Source organism: uncultured Psychroserpens sp., assembly GCF_947494225.1.
In the GTDB taxonomy this organism is placed as follows: Bacteria; Bacteroidota; Bacteroidia; order Flavobacteriales; family Flavobacteriaceae; genus Psychroserpens.
The window spans coordinates 88,144-105,847 of record NZ_CANLUG010000005.1; the positions used below are offsets into that span (position 1 = coordinate 88,144).

The following is a 17,704-nucleotide window of genomic DNA, read 5'->3' on the forward strand; positions in this document are numbered from 1 at the left end:
AACAATTGTTAATCATTATTTCTTATGTCTTGTTTCAGATGATACAGACAATTTCTTTCTTCCTTTAGCTCTTCTACGTGCTAAAACTTTTCTTCCGTTTACAGAAGCCATTCTTTCTCTAAAACCGTGTTTGTTTCTTCTTTTTCTTTTTGACGGTTGAAACGTTCTTTTGCTCATTGTCTTATATCTTTAAAAAACTTTTATCTTTTTTTGGTTGCTTCGAGCTGTTCTCAAAACTGCGTGCAAATATACAAAGAGTTTTGACTTTGGCAAACCTAAATATAAAATTATTTTTAGTTATTTATATCAAGTTATATTCTAGCAACAAATTGACAAAAAATTAGTTTCTTTGTAAATTGAAAAAACACGGATAAAATGAAGTTAGATATACTAAAGTTTTTTATCGCATTTTTAGTGATTATTAACTTTTCTACTGCTCAAACACAATTGGCTTACAACCTTAAAGTTGGTGACCAATTTAAAGTACAACAAATTGCTAATCAGGATATTGTTCAAGAAATGAATGAGCAAAAACATGAAATGACCAACCTCATTGAAGGTGATTTTACATTTATTGTTGATGGCGTAAACGATAGTCTTTATACTATAAAGTTTAGGTTTGACCGTTTTAAAATGTTGTCAAAATCAAATCTTGCTGGTGAACTCATGTCTATTAATACCAATGATGTTGTAGCCGATGATGACATTGAAGGAAAAATATTTGCTCAACTGGTTGAAACAGATCTTTCTATGAAAATGTATAAAAATGGAAAGATTAAGTCTATAAAAGGTTCTGAAGCCTTAATTGACAAAATGGTTAATGCTGTTGGAGATTTGGATGACTTTACCAAAGAAATTATGAGAGAAGCCATGCGAGGTGAGTTTAGTAACGAGAGTTTGGCCAAGAGTTTTGAGCAGATGACTTACATTTATCCTTCTTCGGAAACCAAAATTGGAGATTCTTGGATGAACACTTTTGAAGGAGATTTATCTGCCAATAACACATGGACACTTGATGATATCAAAAACGATGATATTATGATTAGCGGAAATAGTAGCATCACATTTAAAAATAAAGATGAGGAAGTAGAAATGGATTTAGCCGGAGATATGACAAGTCAGATTACGACTTCTATGGAGACTGGATTCGTAAAGTCAATGTCAAGTAAATCTGTTGCTTCAGGGCATTCTACAATGCATAAAATGAATGGTATTAAATTACCAACATCAATTACCACGAATATCACTTACAAAATAGAAAAACATGTTCAATAAAAATATAAAACTTGTCATTGCAGGATTAATCATAGCTTACGCTGTATATCAATTTACCGAAGGTTATATTGGTAATGGTATTATGTACATCTTATTATCGCTTATTTTCATTTTCTTATACTTTAAAAATGAATTTATATTATTGGCTTTTTTAAAACTACGAAAGCAAGATTTTGAAGGTGCCAAAAATTGGCTCAATAAAATTAAAAACCCTTCGAGTGCTTTAGTAAAAAAACAAGAAGGTTATTACAACTATCTCCATGGTGTAATGGTATCTCAAACCAATATGAATGAAGCCGAAAAATACTTTAAAAAAGCACTTGGCTTAGGTTTATCAATGGATCATGATGTGGCTATGGCTAAATTGAATCTAGCAGGAATTGCCTTTAGCAAGCGTCGACCTATTGAAGCCAAACAATTACTTAATGAAGCTCAAAAACTTGACAAACGTGGCATTCTAACCGATCAAATTAAAATGATGAAAGATGGAATGAAAAAGTCTCAAGGTCCAAAGCAACACTATGGTAACCGAAATATGAGACGCCGTTAGGAGTTTAGAAAGACCGTTATACACTTTATCGATGTATTGTTCAAAAACAATTCATTTCTCCATAATTTAGACCTTTTAACGACTTTTTTACACAACATAATAAAATCGCTAATACATTTGTAACCCATTAACTTACAAAAGATTAGTAATGAGAGTGTATGTGTTTTTACTTATGTTTATGTGTGCGTGTGTTGCGTTTCCTCAACAGCAAAAAATGTACTTTGATGTACAAATCGCCAAGCATCTAAAAACTTATAAAAATAAGTCGGATCTCGCTATGCAAAAAGGTGATAGAGATTACGCTAAGTCGTTGTTTGATTCACTTTTTAATAATCACTTAAAAAACAGTCATATTCGTGATATCGCTCTTAAAAAAATTAAAGGTGGAACATATAAAACGTCGTTAATAGATAAACCCTTTTTACTAGTTACTAAATCACCTTGGGAGCTCATTAATGAGGAGGAAATTGAAGAAATTAATAGGCTTTCAAAAATGTACAAAAATCAAATAGACATTATTATTTTGTTTTGGGATTCAAGATTAAGTGCGAAAGCCTTATCGAAAGACTATGATTCTAATGTCATCGTCACCTATGTAGACGAGCGTGAGAATCAATCTAACCATATCATAAAACTCTTTAAGCATTCTTTTGGAGCGCCTGCTTGTTTTTTCATTTCAGAATCAAAACAACTTATGAAGATTGATAGAAAATTCATCCTTAGTTCAAACGGCTCGGTTGATATCTCTTTAAATAGTACACATCATCAAATAAAATTAATGCTATTTGACGGCGAGAAAACAAATAAAGGCATTATAACGACTGTTAATTAAATTTAATTAAGGCTTCACCTTATAATAACCTTCTTCAGGAATCTCTATGAAATACTTCTTTCTAGAGGCATTATTAAGTTTTGGTTCTCTAAGCCAAGGGTTGTGAATTTTTAAGATTTTATAATTAATTCCAAAACGTTGTGCAAACTTTGTGAAGTCTGTAACCACTGTATCTACTTCAACTTTATAGGTTGGGATTGTCTTATAAAGGTCATCCGTTGTAAAATTAAAACCGTATTTTTTTGGGTGCTTAAGTATTTCTTTTAAAGCTACGATTCTAAACAGATAACGTCCTGTTTCTTCTCCTAATAAGAGGTCATAATAATTAGAGACACCCTGATCTTTTAATCGTCTTGAAACTCCCGCATTACCTGCATTGTATGCAGCAGCTGCCAAAGTCCATGATCCTAATTTCTTTTTAGACCTCAATAAGTATTTACAAGCAACTTCTGTTGCTTTTTCTAAATGGTAACGTTCATCTACATTACTATTTATCTCTAATCCATTCTCTCGTCCAGTGGTTTTCATGATTTGCCATACACCTCTAGCTCCAGCAGGAGAGACAGCATTAGTTAATCCGCTCTCAATAACCGCTAAATATTTAAAATCCTCAGGAATACCATTCTTTTTTAAGATAGGTTCTATGATTGGAAAATACTTTTCGGCGCGTTTAAACATTAGTAAACCATTAGATTGCCAGTACGTGTTCACCAACAACTCCCTATCCATGCGCTCTAAAATATCTGGATCTTCTAATGGCATCTGCTCACCAGCAAAATTTAGATCATCAGGAACAGATAAGGCATAAACGTTATAATCATTTACAACCTTAGTAGGTTGTACGACCTCTGTATCAGATGGTGCTTTTTCAGATTGAACTGCAAAAATAAATAGCCCAGACACGCATACAAGACCAATAGCTGCTAAAATATTTTTAATAATTGTCATAATAGTTTTATTTAGGGAGCAGGCATTTAATCGACTGCAAGTCAAATGTATAAAATAAAATCTTTGGTTTCAAGCTACTCCAGAATTAGTTTTGGTAAATTTTCGTTAAACCATTTATATTTATTAATTACCATGATATGTGACCCTCCTTTGAGGACAATGCAGTTGCCTCCGCACGAATGCGGAAAAACCATGTCATTATCCCCATGAATATAAATGGCATTATCATTTGGCTTCTCTTGATTCCACTCAATGACATTCTCTATAGCCCAATCTAAATATTGCTTATCACTTACAGACAGGTATTTCTTATAAAGCTCGATGCGCTTTGTAATGGTTTCTCCAAAGGCGTATTTCGCCAAAAAATCAATATTACTAACCAATTGAGTAGGTAGTAATTTATAAGCCTTGGTATATTTCATGAGCTTCATTCGTTTTGGCAACTCATGTTTCGACTTTACACTTGAAACCACAAACAACTTACGTAATGTCATATATTTACTCATCTCCTGAACCAAAATTCCGCCAAAAGACACACCTAACAACACAATATTATCATGTTCAATGTGAGCAATCATGCGTTTTGCGTAAGACTCGAGAGATTCTTTTTTATAAGGAATCATCCATTCTAACCAATGTATTTCAAATTGTTCCTCTGGAAGTTTGATATGTTCGAATATTGTTGGGTTAGCTGCCATTCCAGGCATGAGGTACACATGTATAATTTCTTGTTGCATAAGTCTTTAAAATAACGGCTCTTTAATATCTGTGATATTTTTCGTAAATTTGCACTACAAAACTAGACAAAAGTATAGTTCCACCCTACCGACCATTGAATTAAATACAAAATATTATGATTGATGCTGCTGAATTAACAGACAATGACTTTTTACGCCAATTCGAATTAAAAGTAGACGGTACACTTGCCAAGATTGAGTATTCTTTACAAGATCGAAAAATCTTTTTAACAAAACTTATCATTCCAGATGGAATCTCAAATGACGAATTTGAAGAAGAATTTCTAACACTTGTTTTTGAGAATATTGCAGAACGCAATATTAGTGTTGTTCCAACAAGCCCTGAAATAGCAAAGTTTATAAGACGACACCGAAAATATAAAAAAATGTTACCTGTAGGTATCAGAATATAACACATAAAAAGCCGAAGTTTAAACTTCGGCTTTTTTGTTTCCTTATCTCGTATAATCAATTAAGCCATTCATATTAATTGTTCTAGCCATATAACATCTGTTCTATAACACGTATAAATACCCTAATTCGTAAGCAGGATAATTTGCGCTCACATTAAATTGTAACTCCAGTTATATTGAGTATCTAAACATTACATAGATTATGGCAACTATCTACAACATTAATTTCGATTTCACATCACAAGAGCAACAATTACTGCTTCGTCAATTACAAGCAGGTAACTATACATTATTTGGATTTAAAGGAGCTTCCGGTCCTAATCAGATAACAACAGGCTTACCTGTATGGTTTACAATACCTTATATGAGTATGTTTGGGCGAACACAGATAGATTATCAACCACAATACAAGGTTTATGTATACAATCAAGACTATATAGGTACAAATATCACTATACACATGCAAGCATTATCGGCAGAAGTGCCTTTAGGCACTATTTTGACATTCAATGCTGATGGAACATTTTCTATAAAACCTGGTGGTTCTGCTGGCGCTATATCTCTATCTGATGCGAGACCCGCTGGCGCTAGCAATGTAACCGCGGGCTTAGCGGCAAAAATCAATGGAGTATATGCGCCTTTTTGCGCATTCACTTCTAGACCTCAAGGTGTTGTTGTTATGCAACCAAATGATAAAATAGCACTTTTTGCAGCTCAAACTTATTTGTTTTCTGGCTCTATTATTAGCAATGCATTAAATCCTGGTTGTACCTTTGAATTTAATCCTGGTAGTATTCAATATAATCTAGAAATGATGCCAGCCAGCTTTAGTATTACAAATATACCCGCAGCACTTCCCGTAACAGAAATGTACCCTGGAGCGTCTTTAATACAACTCTTAAATTCACAAACTCTAGGAGGTTATTAATTGCTTAGTAAACTCAAACCTTACTAAACCATCCTCATCAATTTCAGTAAGCCGTACGGCCTGTAACGTATTTACCAAATCTGGATTCCATGGTGCTTTGACCTTAACGTAGTTTTCAGTGAATCCATGAATATAGCCTTCCTTATTCTCTCCTTCAAAAAGTACAGTACGAGAACTCCCTATTTGGCCTTCATAAAAAGCTCTTCTCTTTTTTGCCGAAAGCCCTCTTAACATTTTACTTCGCTTTGCCCTCACCTTTTTAGGTACAATCCCATCTAAAGACGCCGCAACAGTATTATCTCGCTCTGAATACGTAAAGACATGGAGATATGAGATATCGAGTTCATTTAAAAAATTGTAGGTTTCTAAGAACAATTCGTTGGTTTCACCTGGAAAACCTACAATAACATCAACACCAATGCAAGCATGAGGCATTGTTTCCTTAATCTTTGCAACACGATCGATATACAATTCTTTCATGTAACGTCGACGCATCAATTTAAGAAGTTCATTACTTCCACTTTGCAATGGCACATGAAAATGTGGTACAAAGGTTTTACTTGTTGATACAAATTCTATCGTTTCATTTTTAAGTAAATTTGGTTCAATAGACGAAATTCTTAAACGTTCTATGCCTTCAACATCATCTAAAGCCTTAACCAGTTCGTAAAAGGTATGCTCGTGCTTTTTATTACCAAACTCTCCTTTTCCATAGTCGCCAATATTAACACCTGTAAGCACAATTTCTTTAATATTTTTTGCTGAAATCTCCTTGGCATTTTGAAGGACATTTTCCAAGGTATCACTTCTAGAAATACCACGAGCCAATGGAATTGTACAATACGTACATTTATAATCACAGCCGTCTTGCACTTTTAAAAAGGCTCTTGTTCGGTCACCAAACGAATAACTCCCTACATAGAAATCTGCCTCTTGTATTTCACAGCTATGTACCTCTCCCATGTCATTTTTAGACAAGTCATTAAGATAATCGGTAATCTTAAATTTTTCTGTAGCTCCCAATACCAAATCCACACCATCCACATCAGCAAGTTCTTGTGGCTTTAATTGGGCATAGCAACCAACTGCTGCTACAAAAGCATCTGGATTAATTTTCTGAGCCTGCTTCACAATAGATTTAAAACGCTTATCTGCATTTTCGGTTACAGAGCATGTATTTATAACATAGATGTCTGCCTTCTCTTTAAAATCCACGCGCTCAAAACCTTCCGAAGAAAAATTTCTGGCAATTGTAGAAGTTTCAGAAAAGTTAAGTTTGCAACCTAAGGTATAAAATGCGACTTTTTTATTCATATAATGCCTAAGTATTTCTGTTAGCTCAGAAATCTATTTATATTTACTTGTTTCTAAATTTAGAGTGCGCAAAGTTACAATTAATGAGCAAAATGCTAAAACGAGTACATCGCAAATATTTATATTCAAGGCTAATATTGAGCATTTTAGTTCTTTTTTTGCTTTTTTCTTGCGGAAATGATACCAACTCCGCAAAAGATCATCTTGTTTTTAGATATAATGAGCATAAAAACATTGGGTCTTTAGATCCGGCTTTTGCTAAGGATAATGCCGATATTTGGGCCATTAATCAATTATTTAATGGATTAGTGCAAATGGATGAACATTTAAATGTTCAGCCTTGCATCGCAAAAAATTGGACGATTTCCGAAGATGCACTCGTTTATACTTTTGCGCTTCGCGATGATGTTAAGTTTCACCCGCATCAATTATTTGGTAAAGACTCTACTAGATATGTTACAGCAAATGACTTTGAATATAGCTTGTTTAGACTGTGTGATAGTAAAACAGCTTCACCTGGTAGTTGGGTTGTTAATAACCTTTGGGATATTGAAGCTGTAAACGACTCATTGAAAATTACTTTAAAATCTCCAGACCCTTCATTTATTGGAAAACTTACCATGAAATATTGTTCGGTGGTTCCAAAAGAAATTGTAAACTACTACAAGAGCGACTTTAGAGCAAACCCTATTGGAACAGGTCCTTTTAAGTTTAAACGCTGGGAAGAAAACCTTAAGCTCGTTTTCCGAAAAAATCAGGACTATTTCGAAACAGATCAAGCTGGACATAAATTACCCTATCTAGACGCTGTAGCGATTACCTTTCTTCCAGATAAACAGAGTGAGTTTTTGCAATTTGCTCAAGGAAATATCGACTTTGTTTCTGGTTTAGATGCTTCTTATAAAGATGAAATTTTAACCGCAAGTGGTCAATTACGGGATCAATACACATCTGAAGTTAATATGATTCGAGGCCCTTATTTAAACACTGAATACTTGGCTTTTTTCATGGATTCTAAGATTCCTGAATTGCAATCAAAAACGCTCCGTCGTGCAATTAATTATGGTTTTGACAAGGAAAAAATGATGACCTATTTACGTAATGGTATTGGTATTCCTGCTCATGGTGGTTTTATTCCAAAAGGCTTACCTGGTTATGACGAATCTATCGGATTCACCTATCAACCCGAAAAAGCGAAACAACTGGTTCAGGAATTTAAAACAGCTTCAGGAATTTCTAATCCTGAAATAACAATTACAACAACAAGCAACTATTTAAGTTTTTGCGAATATATTCAACGTGAACTTCAAAAAATTGGTATTTCAGTTAATGTAGATGTAGTTCCTGCTGCGACTTTAAAAGACGCAAAGGCCAATGGAAAGCTAGATATGTTTAGAGCAAGCTGGGTTGCTGATTATCCTGACGCCGAAAATTATTTATCGCTTTATTCTAGTAAGAATTTTGCGCCGAATGGTCCAAACTACACACATTTCAAAAATGAGCAATTTGACGAATGGTACCAAGATGCTTTCACAATTACCAACCCTAAAGCCCGTGAAAATCTTTATACTAAAATGGACAGTTTGGTCATGGCCTCTACACCAGTGGTTCCGTTATTTTATGATGAAGTGGTTCGGTTTACCAGAAAAAATGTAAGTGGGTTAGGTATAAATCCAATCAATTTATTAGATTTAAAACGCGTTAAAAAAGATAAATAGTGGATTTATATCTCATCGGGATGTCTACCAATATCATGAATCTCACTTTTATCAATAGTTACATTTTTTTTCCAATTTCTCTTTAAAGCCGAATATAAAAGATAAACTGCTCCTAATCCAATTGGCATGGCTATAAATGTTAACAACAAGGCATTATCCCAAGCAAAACCTAAATTAAAAACCTCATCAGCTATTCCCAAGATTAGACCAAAAACAAAAGCAGATGCATAATATGTAACAACACCAAGAATAGCAAAAACCCACTTATTCTGATTATGTTCGTCTGCCAGTTTAAAAAAACTTCTTCCTATTAACACTAATATTACAATTTCTATCATTGGCTTTTAGTTGTTTTCATTTATTCCATTGTAATATACAATTCTATTTCAAAGTAAAATAATAAATATCGTCTTCACCCTTTCCTCTAGGACGTCTTGATGAAAAATAACCTTCTGTTTTATCGGCATTAATAATATAACAGAAATCATCACTCCTACTATTTATAGGCTTTGGTAACAACTTAGGTTCTTCTGTTTCTGGATTCCCCTTTAGGTCATAGCTGTAAATATCTAAACCTCCCACACCTCCAACGCGATCTGAGGCAAAATACAATATGTTGTCGTTACTCACATAAGGAAACATATCTCTTCGTGGTGAGTTAATTTTTTTTCCTAGATTTTCAACTTCACCATATTTACCATCACCTAATATTTTCACCTTGAACAAATCTGTTTGTCCATGAGCGCCATGAGCATTCGAAGTAAAATACATTGTGGATCCATCTGGACTCAAAACAGCATGTCCATAATTATATTTGGGCTCACAAAATGGTAAAGGTTCAAAATTTGTCCAACCACGTCCTTCAATATATTCACCTCTTTGAATATTTAAATTTATGGATTTTAATTTCCTTTTATAAGATTTACCGCGCTTCATAAAATTAGTTGTGATGTACATGTACTTTCCATCAGGACTAAACCCAGCGCTAGATGTGTTAAACACGAAATCTTCAGATTTAATAAACTGTTTCGAGTTTATGATTTCACCATCTTTCGTTTTTTGACCTTCAAACATGGTAAATATAAGTCGCTTGTCATGATCCCGTCTTGCTCTATTTCTATTGTCGAGCATGTAAGATGTATAAAAAACTTTATCGCCTTTATGGAAGATAACACCATATTGACTTTTATCGTCATTAATTTTGAGGTTTTTAATCTTGTAGGTTTGGGCAAACCCGAAATTAATTGTCAATATTAAAATGATACTGCAAATAAACTTCATGATATTGTAATTTAATATTAGCTTTTTCTCCATTTCTTGGTGTCCTCGAACACCTGCTCTAAAATCGCTTTATCTTGTTCAGAAAACGTTATGTTACGACGTTTCATAACAACCTCAGCTACTTCAAATGCTTTCTTAGTAACATAGGTAGTAAATCCAGAATGTCCGCCCCAAGAAAAACTTGGCACAAAATTTCTTGGAAATCCACTTCCAAAGATATTAGCACTTACACCAACAACTGTACCAGTGTTAAACATGGTATTAATACCGCATTTACTATGATCTCCCATCATAAGGCCACAAAATTGCAATCCAGTTCTAGCGAAACCTTCGGTTTGATAATCCCATAGTCTCACTTCGGCATAGTTATTTTTCAAGTTTGAGTTATTCGTGTCTGCTCCAAGATTACACCATTCACCCAAGACAGAGTTTCCTAAAAACCCATCGTGGCCTTTATTAGAATATCCAAAAATGACAGAGTTATTTACCTCTCCGCCAACCTTACTATGTGGTCCTACAGTTGTTGGTCCGTAAATCTTGGCACCCATTTTAACAGTAGCATGCTCGCATAACGCAAAAGGGCCTCTAATAGCACTACCTTCCATTATCTCGGCGTTCTTTCCAATATAAATAGGACCAGAATTTGCGTTTAAGGTCACAAATTCAAGCTGAGCTCCTTCTTCTATAAAAATATGTTGCGCTCCTAGAATTTGGTTGGTACTTGAAATAGGCTGGGATTGTCTATCTCGTGTGAGCAATTCGAAATCGGCCTGTATGGCTTCGCCGTTATTGGCAAAAATATCCCATGTGTGCTCAATTTTCAAAACAGTTTCGTTGTATTCTATAGCTTCATAGGTTTCAAAATCAATTTCATCTTGAGTATCTTTTGAAAAAAAAGCAATCACATCTTCTCCTTGAAAAATCGCTTGATTCTCTTCTAAACCTCTAATAATAGCAACCAATTCTTGATTTGGCAGATAGGATGCATTAATCATAACATTTTCATCTAACTCTACCATTGGGTACTTTTCAGATAAATATTCTTCTGTTAGCGTTGTAATTGTAAAGCCTAAATGCTTTTCCCATTTTTCTCTTATAGTGAGTATACCAACTCTAATATCTGCCACAGGTCTTGTAAACGTAAATGGCAAAAGGTTATGTCTAGAAGGACCATCGAAAAGAATATAGTTCATGTTACTGTGTAGTTTGCTGTTAAAAGTAAATCAATTATATAAAACAAAAAAGCCTTCGGGAAAAATCCTGAAGGCTCTGTGTATAATATTGTTTAAGATTATTTCTTAAACTTCGCGTATTTGTTTTTGAACTTATCAATACGTCCTGCTGTATCTACTAATTTAGACTTACCAGTATAGTATGGATGAGATGTTCTAGAAATTTCCAATTTAATTACTGGATACTCAACACCGTCAACTTCAATTGTTTCACTAGTCTCAGCAGTAGATTTAGTTAAAAATACGTCATCGTTAGACATATCTTTAAATGCTACTAATCTATAATTTTCTGGATGTATTCCTTTTTTCATCTCTTTAAACTTTAAAATCCTTAATATTTTGGAGGTGCAAATTTAAGTAATTTTTGTAAATTACCAATAATTTATTTCTTTTTTTATTTCTTCAATAATTGTAACAAAATTACACATAAAGATACTAACCAACATATTCACTAAATAATCAACTCAAATTATGGAAAAATCATCAAAATCTCATGCGGTTAATTATGGCATTTATTTGTCATTAATTTTAGTACTTTTTACAGTTTTAGCATATGCCTTTAAAATTGAATTACTAGTTAATTTTTGGCTAACTCTATTACTTCTTCCGGTTATTATTATTGCCTTTGGAGTTGTGTCTAGTGCCAAAGCCAAAAGTTTATCAGGTGGATTCATTAATTTCAAGAATGCATTTACGGCGTATTTAATTCCTGTAGCAATAGGATTAATTCTCAATACTATTGTGGCTATCGTCATTTTCAATTTTGTTGATCCTGATTCGGCCGACTATCTTAAAGAATTAGTGATTTCAAAATCACAGGCATTTATGGAAAGCGTTGGAGCACCACAAAGTGAAATTGATAAAAGTATTGCTACAATGCAAGAGCAAGATACATTTGCTATTGGTACGCAGTTGAGATCTTTAGCTCAAAGTTTTATCTTTTTTATAGTAATTGGCTTAATCGTTGGTCTAATCATGAAGAAAAAAGATCCGAACGCAGCTTAAATAATTTCAGTATTTTTGAACTTTAAACATTCAAAATAACTAAATGAATATATCAGTAGTCATACCACTACTTAACGAACAAGAGTCATTAACAGAATTACACGATTGGATTGCAAAAGTCATGCAATCCAATCGTTTTTCGTATGAAATCATTTTTATAGATGATGGAAGTACAGATGAGTCTTGGTCTACCATCATGAAGTTATCTCAACAAAACCCTAGTGTTAAAGGTATACGTTTTTTGAAAAACTTTGGAAAATCGCAAGCACTACACGCAGGATTTGCAAAAGCCGAAGGCGATGTTGTGATTACTATGGATGCCGACCTACAAGATAATCCTGAGGAAATCCCAGAATTGTACACTATGATTATGGTTCAAAAGTTTGATTTAGTCTCTGGATGGAAAAAGAAACGATATGATTCGGTAATTGCTAAAAATCTCCCTTCGAAATTATTCAATTGGGCCGCAAGACGTACCTCTGGCGTTAAACTAAATGATTTTAATTGCGGACTTAAAGCTTACAATAAAAATGTTATAAAAAATATCGATGTCAACGGTGAAATGCACCGCTACATTCCTGTTTTAGCCAAAAACGCAGGGTTTGTAAAAATTGGAGAGAAAGTTGTACAGCATCAGGCTCGAAAATATGGCGAAACAAAATTTGGTATGGATCGCTTTGTAAATGGTTTTCTAGATCTTATTACGATTTGGTTCTTATCTCGATTTGGCAAACGTCCAATGCACCTATTTGGAGCCCTAGGCGTTCTTATGTTCGGTATTGGATTTATATTCGCCTTCTATTTAGGTATTGACAAACTTTTGCTAAACCCTACTGGTAGATTAATTACAGATCGTCCTCAATTTTATATAGCACTCACTACAATGATTCTAGGCTCCCAATTTTTTGTTGCTGGTTTCTTAGGCGAACTAATATTACGTTCTAAAAGAGATAGAAGTCGCTATTTAATTAAACAAGAACTTAATTTTTAAAAGCCACTTCAAATTAACAAGACCTTATTCATTCAAAATTATTGAATTACGTACTTTTGCAGCATAATTATTACTTATGATACATATTGAACCGCAACTATTAGAGCGTGTCAACACATGGTTAACACCAGCTTTTGATCTAGAGACTCAAAATTATATAAAAGATTTAATCGCCAATAATCCAACCGAACTTCAAGAAAGTTTCTATAAAGACCTTGAATTTGGAACCGGAGGAATGCGAGGTATCATGGGAATTGGTACCAATCGTATTAATAAATTTACCCTTGGGAAAAACACACAAGGACTAAGCAACTATTTAAAAACACAATTCCCTTCTGAAGATTTAAAAGTAGCCATTGCCTATGATTGCCGACATAATAGCAAATCATTGGCAAAAGTTGTAGCCGATGTGTTTTCTGCCAACGGAATACAGGTATATCTTTTTGAAGATTTAAGACCAACACCAGAACTATCGTTTGCCCTAAAGCATTTAGGTTGTCACTGTGGTATTGTTTTAACCGCTTCACACAATCCGCCAGAGTATAACGGTTACAAAGTGTACTGGCAAGATGGTGGTCAACTAGTTCCGCCTCAAGATGGGGAAATTATTGCTGAAATTTCTCGTCTAGAATATTCTGAAATCAAGTTTGAAGCTAAAGCATCTCTTATAGAATATATTGGGCAAACCGTTGATGACGTTTTTATTGACAACAGTGTAAAAAATGGAAGTTTCAACACATCTAAAGTAGCCAGAGAAAATTTAAATATTGTATTCACTTCTTTGCATGGAACGTCGATTACTGCCATTCCCGAAACCTTAAAGCGTGCTGGCTATACCAATGTTAACATTGTTGAAGAACAACGTGAACCAAACGGAGGCTTCCCTACTGTCAAATCTCCAAACCCTGAAGAACCAGAAGCTCTAAAAATGGCTGTTGAACTGGCAAATAAAGTAGATGGTGATATTGTTATAGGAACAGATCCAGATTGTGATCGTTTGGGCGTAGTCGTAAGAAATCTTGAAGGTGAATTGGTAATCCTTAACGGAAACCAAACCATGATATTGATGACGAATTTCTTATTAAAACAATGGAAAAATGGCAATAGAATTAATGGTAACCAGTTTGTAGGATCTACCATTGTATCTACACCTATGATGTCTGTTTTAACTAATGCTTATGATGTAGAATGCAAAATAGGTCTTACTGGTTTTAAATGGATTGCAAAAATGATTAAAGACTTTCCTCATTTAGATTTCATTGGAGGAGGCGAAGAAAGTTTTGGGTTTATGGTTGGCGATTTTGTAAGAGATAAGGATGCTGTAACCTCTACCCTTTTGGCTTGTGAAATAGCGGCTCAAGCAAAAGCAAAAGGAATTAGTATGTATAAAGAACTCATAGATTTATACATCGAACATGGCTTTTATAAAGAACGCTTAGTATCCTTTACAAAAAAAGGGATTGAAGGTGCTCAAGAAATCAAACAAATGATGATTGACGCTCGCAAAAACCCATTGAAAGAAGTTAATGGATCCCAAGTTGCTAGAATCGAAGATTATCAATTATCAATTGTAAAAAACGCAACTACAGGAGAAGAAACACCTATAGACGTTCCTAAATCGAATGTGTTGATTTATTATACCGAAGATGGAAGTAAAATTGCGTTAAGACCAAGTGGTACAGAGCCAAAAATAAAATTCTATATCAGTGTAAATACAACACTAGACAATGTGTCAGAGTTTAAAGCAACGGAACAAAAATTGGAAGCTCGTATTGATGCCATCTTAAACGATATGAAACTCAATTAATGAATTATTTCAAACAAATATTAGGTTTTGCAAGACCTTATAAGAGATTTGCCGCTCTAAATATTATGTGTAATATTTTTTATGCCTTATTTAGCGCATTGTCATTTATTGCATTAATTCCAATGTTAGATGTACTCTTTCCTACAGATCAGCCTTGCGAAGAGCAAGAAGCTATAGTAAAGCCTGTGTGGACTGGTATTTCTAACACCATGGACTATTTTAAAGATTTTATGGCATACAGAGTTGATGGCTTTGCTCAAGATGATCCTTCAAAAGCCCTTCTTTTGGTTATTTCTTTGGTCATTTTACTTTTTTTCTTAAAAAACATCTTTAATTATTTAGCCATGTATTTTATTACATTTTTAAGAAATGGTGTTTTAAAAGATTTAAGGAATGCTATTTTTGATAAAATCACTCATTTACCCATTGCCTTCTTTTCAGAAAAACGAAAAGGAGATACCATGGCAAGAATATCAAACGATGTGCAAGAAATTCAAGGATCCTTTCTTTCCATCTTAGAACTCATAGTTAGAGAACCGCTAACAATCATATTTACAATAGTAATGATGTTATTGATTAGTGCTAAACTAACACTCTTTGTATTTATCTTTATTCCTATATCAGGGTTTATTATATCTAGAATTGGAAAATCTTTAAAAAAGAAATCCGATCGCGTGCAAAAAGAGCAAGGGAATTTTCTCTCCATTATAGAGGAAACCTTAGGAGGATTAAAAGTCATTAAAGGATTTAATGGTGAAACCTCCTTTTCCAATAAATTTAAAGCCTCAACAACGAGGTTCTACCACTTTTCTAATAAGCTATTAAATCGCCAAAACTTCGCTTCGCCTACAAGTGAATTTTTAGGTATTACAGTCATTGCAATTTTGCTGTGGTATGGAGGCAGAATGGTACTCATTGACGGAACACTCGATGGCAGCTCTTTTATTGCCTATATGGGATTAGCCTATAATATTCTTACGCCAGCAAAGGCTATTAGTAAGGCCAGCTATAGTGTTAAAAAAGGAAATGCAGCGGCTGAGCGTGTTTTAGAAATCTTAAATACAACCTCAACTCTTGAGGATCAACCAAATGCTATTGTTAAGAAAGACTTTACTTCAGAAATTGCATTAAACAACATCTCATTTAAATATGAAGAGGATTTAGTACTTAAAAACTTTTCTATTAAAGTTCCTTTAGGAAAGAGTGTTGCATTAGTTGGACAATCTGGAAGCGGAAAATCTACCATCGCCAATTTAGTTACACGTTTTTATGACGTTACAGATGGTAACATCTCTATAGACGGTACAGACATAAGACAACTCACAAAACATTCTCTAAGAGGTTTAATGGGACTGGTAACGCAAGACTCTATATTGTTTAATGATACTGTAAGAAACAACATCCTCTTAGGAAAAGAAGATGCAACTGACGAAGAGGTTATTAACGCCCTGAAAATTGCCAATGCATGGGAATTTGTTAAAGATTTAAAAGGAGGGCTAGACTTTAATATTGGTGATGCAGGAACTAAAGTTTCTGGAGGACAAAAACAACGCTTAAGTATTGCAAGAGCTGTTCTAAAAAATCCGCCAATCATGATTTTAGATGAGGCTACCTCTGCTTTAGATACCGAAAGTGAACGTTTGGTTCAAATCGCTCTAGAGAATATGATGAAAAACAGAACATCTATCGTCATAGCACATAGGTTATCTACCATTCAAAATGCCGATGAAATTATTGTTATGAACAAAGGTGAAATTGCCGAGCAAGGTACGCATGACGAACTCATGGCTAAGAATGGTGTTTACAAAAAATTAGTAAACATGCAGAGTTTCGATTAATTAAAATTTCAGAAAACAAAGACATAAAACAGAAAAGGATGCAACATATGTTGCATCCTTTTCGTTTCTATTACCATATTTGGGGACAATGGCAATATTTAAGTAGGTTAGGCTGAGACAAACATAAATTAAATAAACGTAGTATGCAAGAAAAAAATGCATTTCAACGTTATTTATTTACACTTTATCGATGTTTTTATACTTAACATATTGATAATCAAATTTTTAATAATTTTATTTTTTTTCATTAAACTTTCTGTAAATTGAATTGTCTAAATAAAAAAACCTTTTATTGGATAACGAACAAGATTTCATACAGCTGTTATCAGCCTCATCAACAAAAGAAGCCGCCTTTAGAGAACTGTTAAAACTTTATAAGGAGCGCCTCTATTGGCATATTCGTCATATTGTAAAAACTCATAATGACGCAGATGATGTGCTACAAAACACCTTTATTAAAATCTATAAAAATATCCATAACTTTAAAGGAGATAGTAAGTTGTATTCTTGGATGTATCGTATTGCCACCAATGAATCTCTTACTCATATCAAAAAAAACGCAAAACATTTAAATCTATCTAATGAAGAGACACATCGACAGTTAGTAAATAATATAAAAGCTGATGTTTATTTTGAAGGTGATGACATTCAATATAAATTGCAGCAAGCCATAGTTACTTTACCCGAAAAGCAACAATTGGTTTTTAACATGAAGTATTTTCAAGATATTAAATACAAGGAGATGTCTGAAATTTTAGACACCAGCGAAGGCGCTTTAAAAGCATCTTATCATATTGCCGTAAAAAAGATAGAGGCATATTTAACTCAAGATTAA

Annotated in this window: 19 protein-coding genes; 11 read left to right on the top strand and 8 right to left on the bottom strand. The window is 33.8% G+C overall.

Features of this window, described 5'->3' with window-relative positions:
- Window positions 1–15 precede the first annotated feature (15 nt).
- Window positions 16–177: a 50S ribosomal protein L34 gene (gene rpmH, locus Q0893_RS12555; RefSeq protein ID WP_298903370.1), complete on the bottom strand. Its 162-nt coding sequence runs from the start codon at window positions 175–177 to the stop codon at window positions 16–18.
- A gap of 198 nt (window positions 178–375) precedes the next feature.
- Here rpmH and Q0893_RS12560 point away from each other — a divergent pair, with 198 nt between their 5' ends.
- The 3 genes from Q0893_RS12560 (at window position 376) to Q0893_RS12570 (ending at window position 2,657) form a co-directional block, all read left to right on the top strand.
- Window positions 376–1,275, top strand: coding sequence for a DUF6263 family protein (locus tag Q0893_RS12560; protein WP_299276107.1), 900 nt, complete (start codon window positions 376–378; stop codon window positions 1,273–1,275).
- Window positions 1,265–1,825 (top strand): DUF2892 domain-containing protein, encoded by a 561-nt coding sequence (locus Q0893_RS12565; protein ID WP_298903368.1) that lies wholly within the window; start codon window positions 1,265–1,267, stop codon window positions 1,823–1,825. Before Q0893_RS12560 ends, Q0893_RS12565 begins: the two co-directional genes overlap by 11 nt.
- A 214-nt stretch (window positions 1,826–2,039) precedes the next feature.
- Entirely contained in the window at window positions 2,040–2,657 is a 618-nt protein-coding gene (locus Q0893_RS12570) for a hypothetical protein (RefSeq protein WP_298903367.1), read from the top strand.
- A gap of 6 nt (window positions 2,658–2,663) precedes the next feature.
- On the opposite strand, the gene Q0893_RS12575 is transcribed toward Q0893_RS12570, so the two are convergent.
- A complete protein-coding gene (locus Q0893_RS12575; RefSeq protein ID WP_298903366.1) occupies window positions 2,664–3,605 on the bottom strand; it encodes a lytic transglycosylase domain-containing protein in 942 nt (313 codons plus the stop codon).
- Between the two features lie 74 nt (window positions 3,606–3,679).
- Window positions 3,680–4,342, bottom strand: coding sequence for an alpha/beta hydrolase (locus Q0893_RS12580; RefSeq protein ID WP_298903365.1), 663 nt, complete (start codon window positions 4,340–4,342; stop codon window positions 3,680–3,682).
- A gap of 116 nt (window positions 4,343–4,458) precedes the next feature.
- Between Q0893_RS12580 and Q0893_RS12585 the strand changes: the two genes are divergently transcribed.
- Window positions 4,459–4,755 carry an N-acetyltransferase gene (locus tag Q0893_RS12585; RefSeq protein WP_298903364.1) on the top strand — a complete coding sequence of 99 codons (297 nt, stop codon included), beginning with the start codon at window positions 4,459–4,461 and terminating at the stop codon, window positions 4,753–4,755.
- 202 nt (window positions 4,756–4,957) lie between these two features.
- Window positions 4,958–5,683 (top strand): hypothetical protein, encoded by a 726-nt coding sequence (locus tag Q0893_RS12590; RefSeq protein WP_299276114.1) that lies wholly within the window; start codon window positions 4,958–4,960, stop codon window positions 5,681–5,683.
- Here the strand turns inward: Q0893_RS12590 and mtaB are convergent.
- Window positions 5,669–6,997 (bottom strand): tRNA (N(6)-L-threonylcarbamoyladenosine(37)-C(2))-methylthiotransferase MtaB, encoded by a 1,329-nt coding sequence (gene mtaB, locus Q0893_RS12595; RefSeq protein ID WP_299276117.1) that lies wholly within the window; start codon window positions 6,995–6,997, stop codon window positions 5,669–5,671. The two genes, Q0893_RS12590 and mtaB, sit on opposite strands and share 15 nt — an antisense overlap.
- Before the next feature lie 92 nt (window positions 6,998–7,089).
- Here mtaB and Q0893_RS12600 point away from each other — a divergent pair, with 92 nt between their 5' ends.
- Window positions 7,090–8,715 carry an ABC transporter substrate-binding protein gene (locus tag Q0893_RS12600; RefSeq protein WP_298903502.1) on the top strand — a complete coding sequence of 542 codons (1,626 nt, stop codon included), beginning with the start codon at window positions 7,090–7,092 and terminating at the stop codon, window positions 8,713–8,715.
- A 5-nt stretch (window positions 8,716–8,720) separates the two neighbouring features.
- Here the strand turns inward: Q0893_RS12600 and Q0893_RS12605 are convergent, their stop codons facing one another.
- The 4 genes from Q0893_RS12605 to Q0893_RS12620 all read right to left on the bottom strand — a co-directional run bounded on the left by Q0893_RS12605 (window position 8,721) and on the right by Q0893_RS12620 (window position 11,539).
- Window positions 8,721–9,053 carry a hypothetical protein gene (locus tag Q0893_RS12605; protein WP_298903358.1) on the bottom strand — a complete coding sequence of 111 codons (333 nt, stop codon included), beginning with the start codon at window positions 9,051–9,053 and terminating at the stop codon, window positions 8,721–8,723.
- Between the two features lie 43 nt (window positions 9,054–9,096).
- Window positions 9,097–9,996 carry a hypothetical protein gene (locus Q0893_RS12610; RefSeq protein ID WP_298903357.1) on the bottom strand — a complete coding sequence of 300 codons (900 nt, stop codon included), beginning with the start codon at window positions 9,994–9,996 and terminating at the stop codon, window positions 9,097–9,099.
- A 17-nt stretch (window positions 9,997–10,013) separates the two neighbouring features.
- Entirely contained in the window at window positions 10,014–11,189 is a 1,176-nt protein-coding gene (locus Q0893_RS12615) for a GlmU family protein (RefSeq protein ID WP_299276122.1), read from the bottom strand.
- Between the two features lie 98 nt (window positions 11,190–11,287).
- On the bottom strand, window positions 11,288–11,539 hold the full coding sequence (locus Q0893_RS12620) for a type B 50S ribosomal protein L31 (RefSeq protein WP_230936273.1): 252 nt from the start codon (window positions 11,537–11,539) through the stop codon (window positions 11,288–11,290).
- Between the two features lie 160 nt (window positions 11,540–11,699).
- Between Q0893_RS12620 and Q0893_RS12625 the strand changes: the two genes are divergently transcribed.
- The 5 genes from Q0893_RS12625 to Q0893_RS12645 all read left to right on the top strand — a co-directional run bounded on the left by Q0893_RS12625 (window position 11,700) and on the right by Q0893_RS12645 (window position 17,704).
- Complete coding sequence (locus Q0893_RS12625) at window positions 11,700–12,233, top strand: DUF4199 domain-containing protein (RefSeq protein ID WP_298903354.1); 534 nt, start codon at window positions 11,700–11,702, stop codon at window positions 12,231–12,233.
- A 43-nt stretch (window positions 12,234–12,276) separates the two neighbouring features.
- Entirely contained in the window at window positions 12,277–13,224 is a 948-nt protein-coding gene (locus Q0893_RS12630; protein ID WP_298903353.1) for a glycosyltransferase family 2 protein, read from the top strand.
- Window positions 13,225–13,300: 76 nt separating this feature from the next.
- Window positions 13,301–15,031, top strand: coding sequence for a phospho-sugar mutase (locus Q0893_RS12635; protein ID WP_299276127.1), 1,731 nt, complete (start codon window positions 13,301–13,303; stop codon window positions 15,029–15,031).
- Window positions 15,031–16,869 (top strand): ABC transporter ATP-binding protein, encoded by a 1,839-nt coding sequence (locus Q0893_RS12640; RefSeq protein ID WP_299276130.1) that lies wholly within the window; start codon window positions 15,031–15,033, stop codon window positions 16,867–16,869. Before Q0893_RS12635 ends, Q0893_RS12640 begins: the two co-directional genes overlap by 1 nt.
- Window positions 16,870–17,161: 292 nt before the next feature.
- Entirely contained in the window at window positions 17,162–17,704 is a 543-nt protein-coding gene (locus Q0893_RS12645; RefSeq protein ID WP_299276133.1) for an RNA polymerase sigma factor, read from the top strand.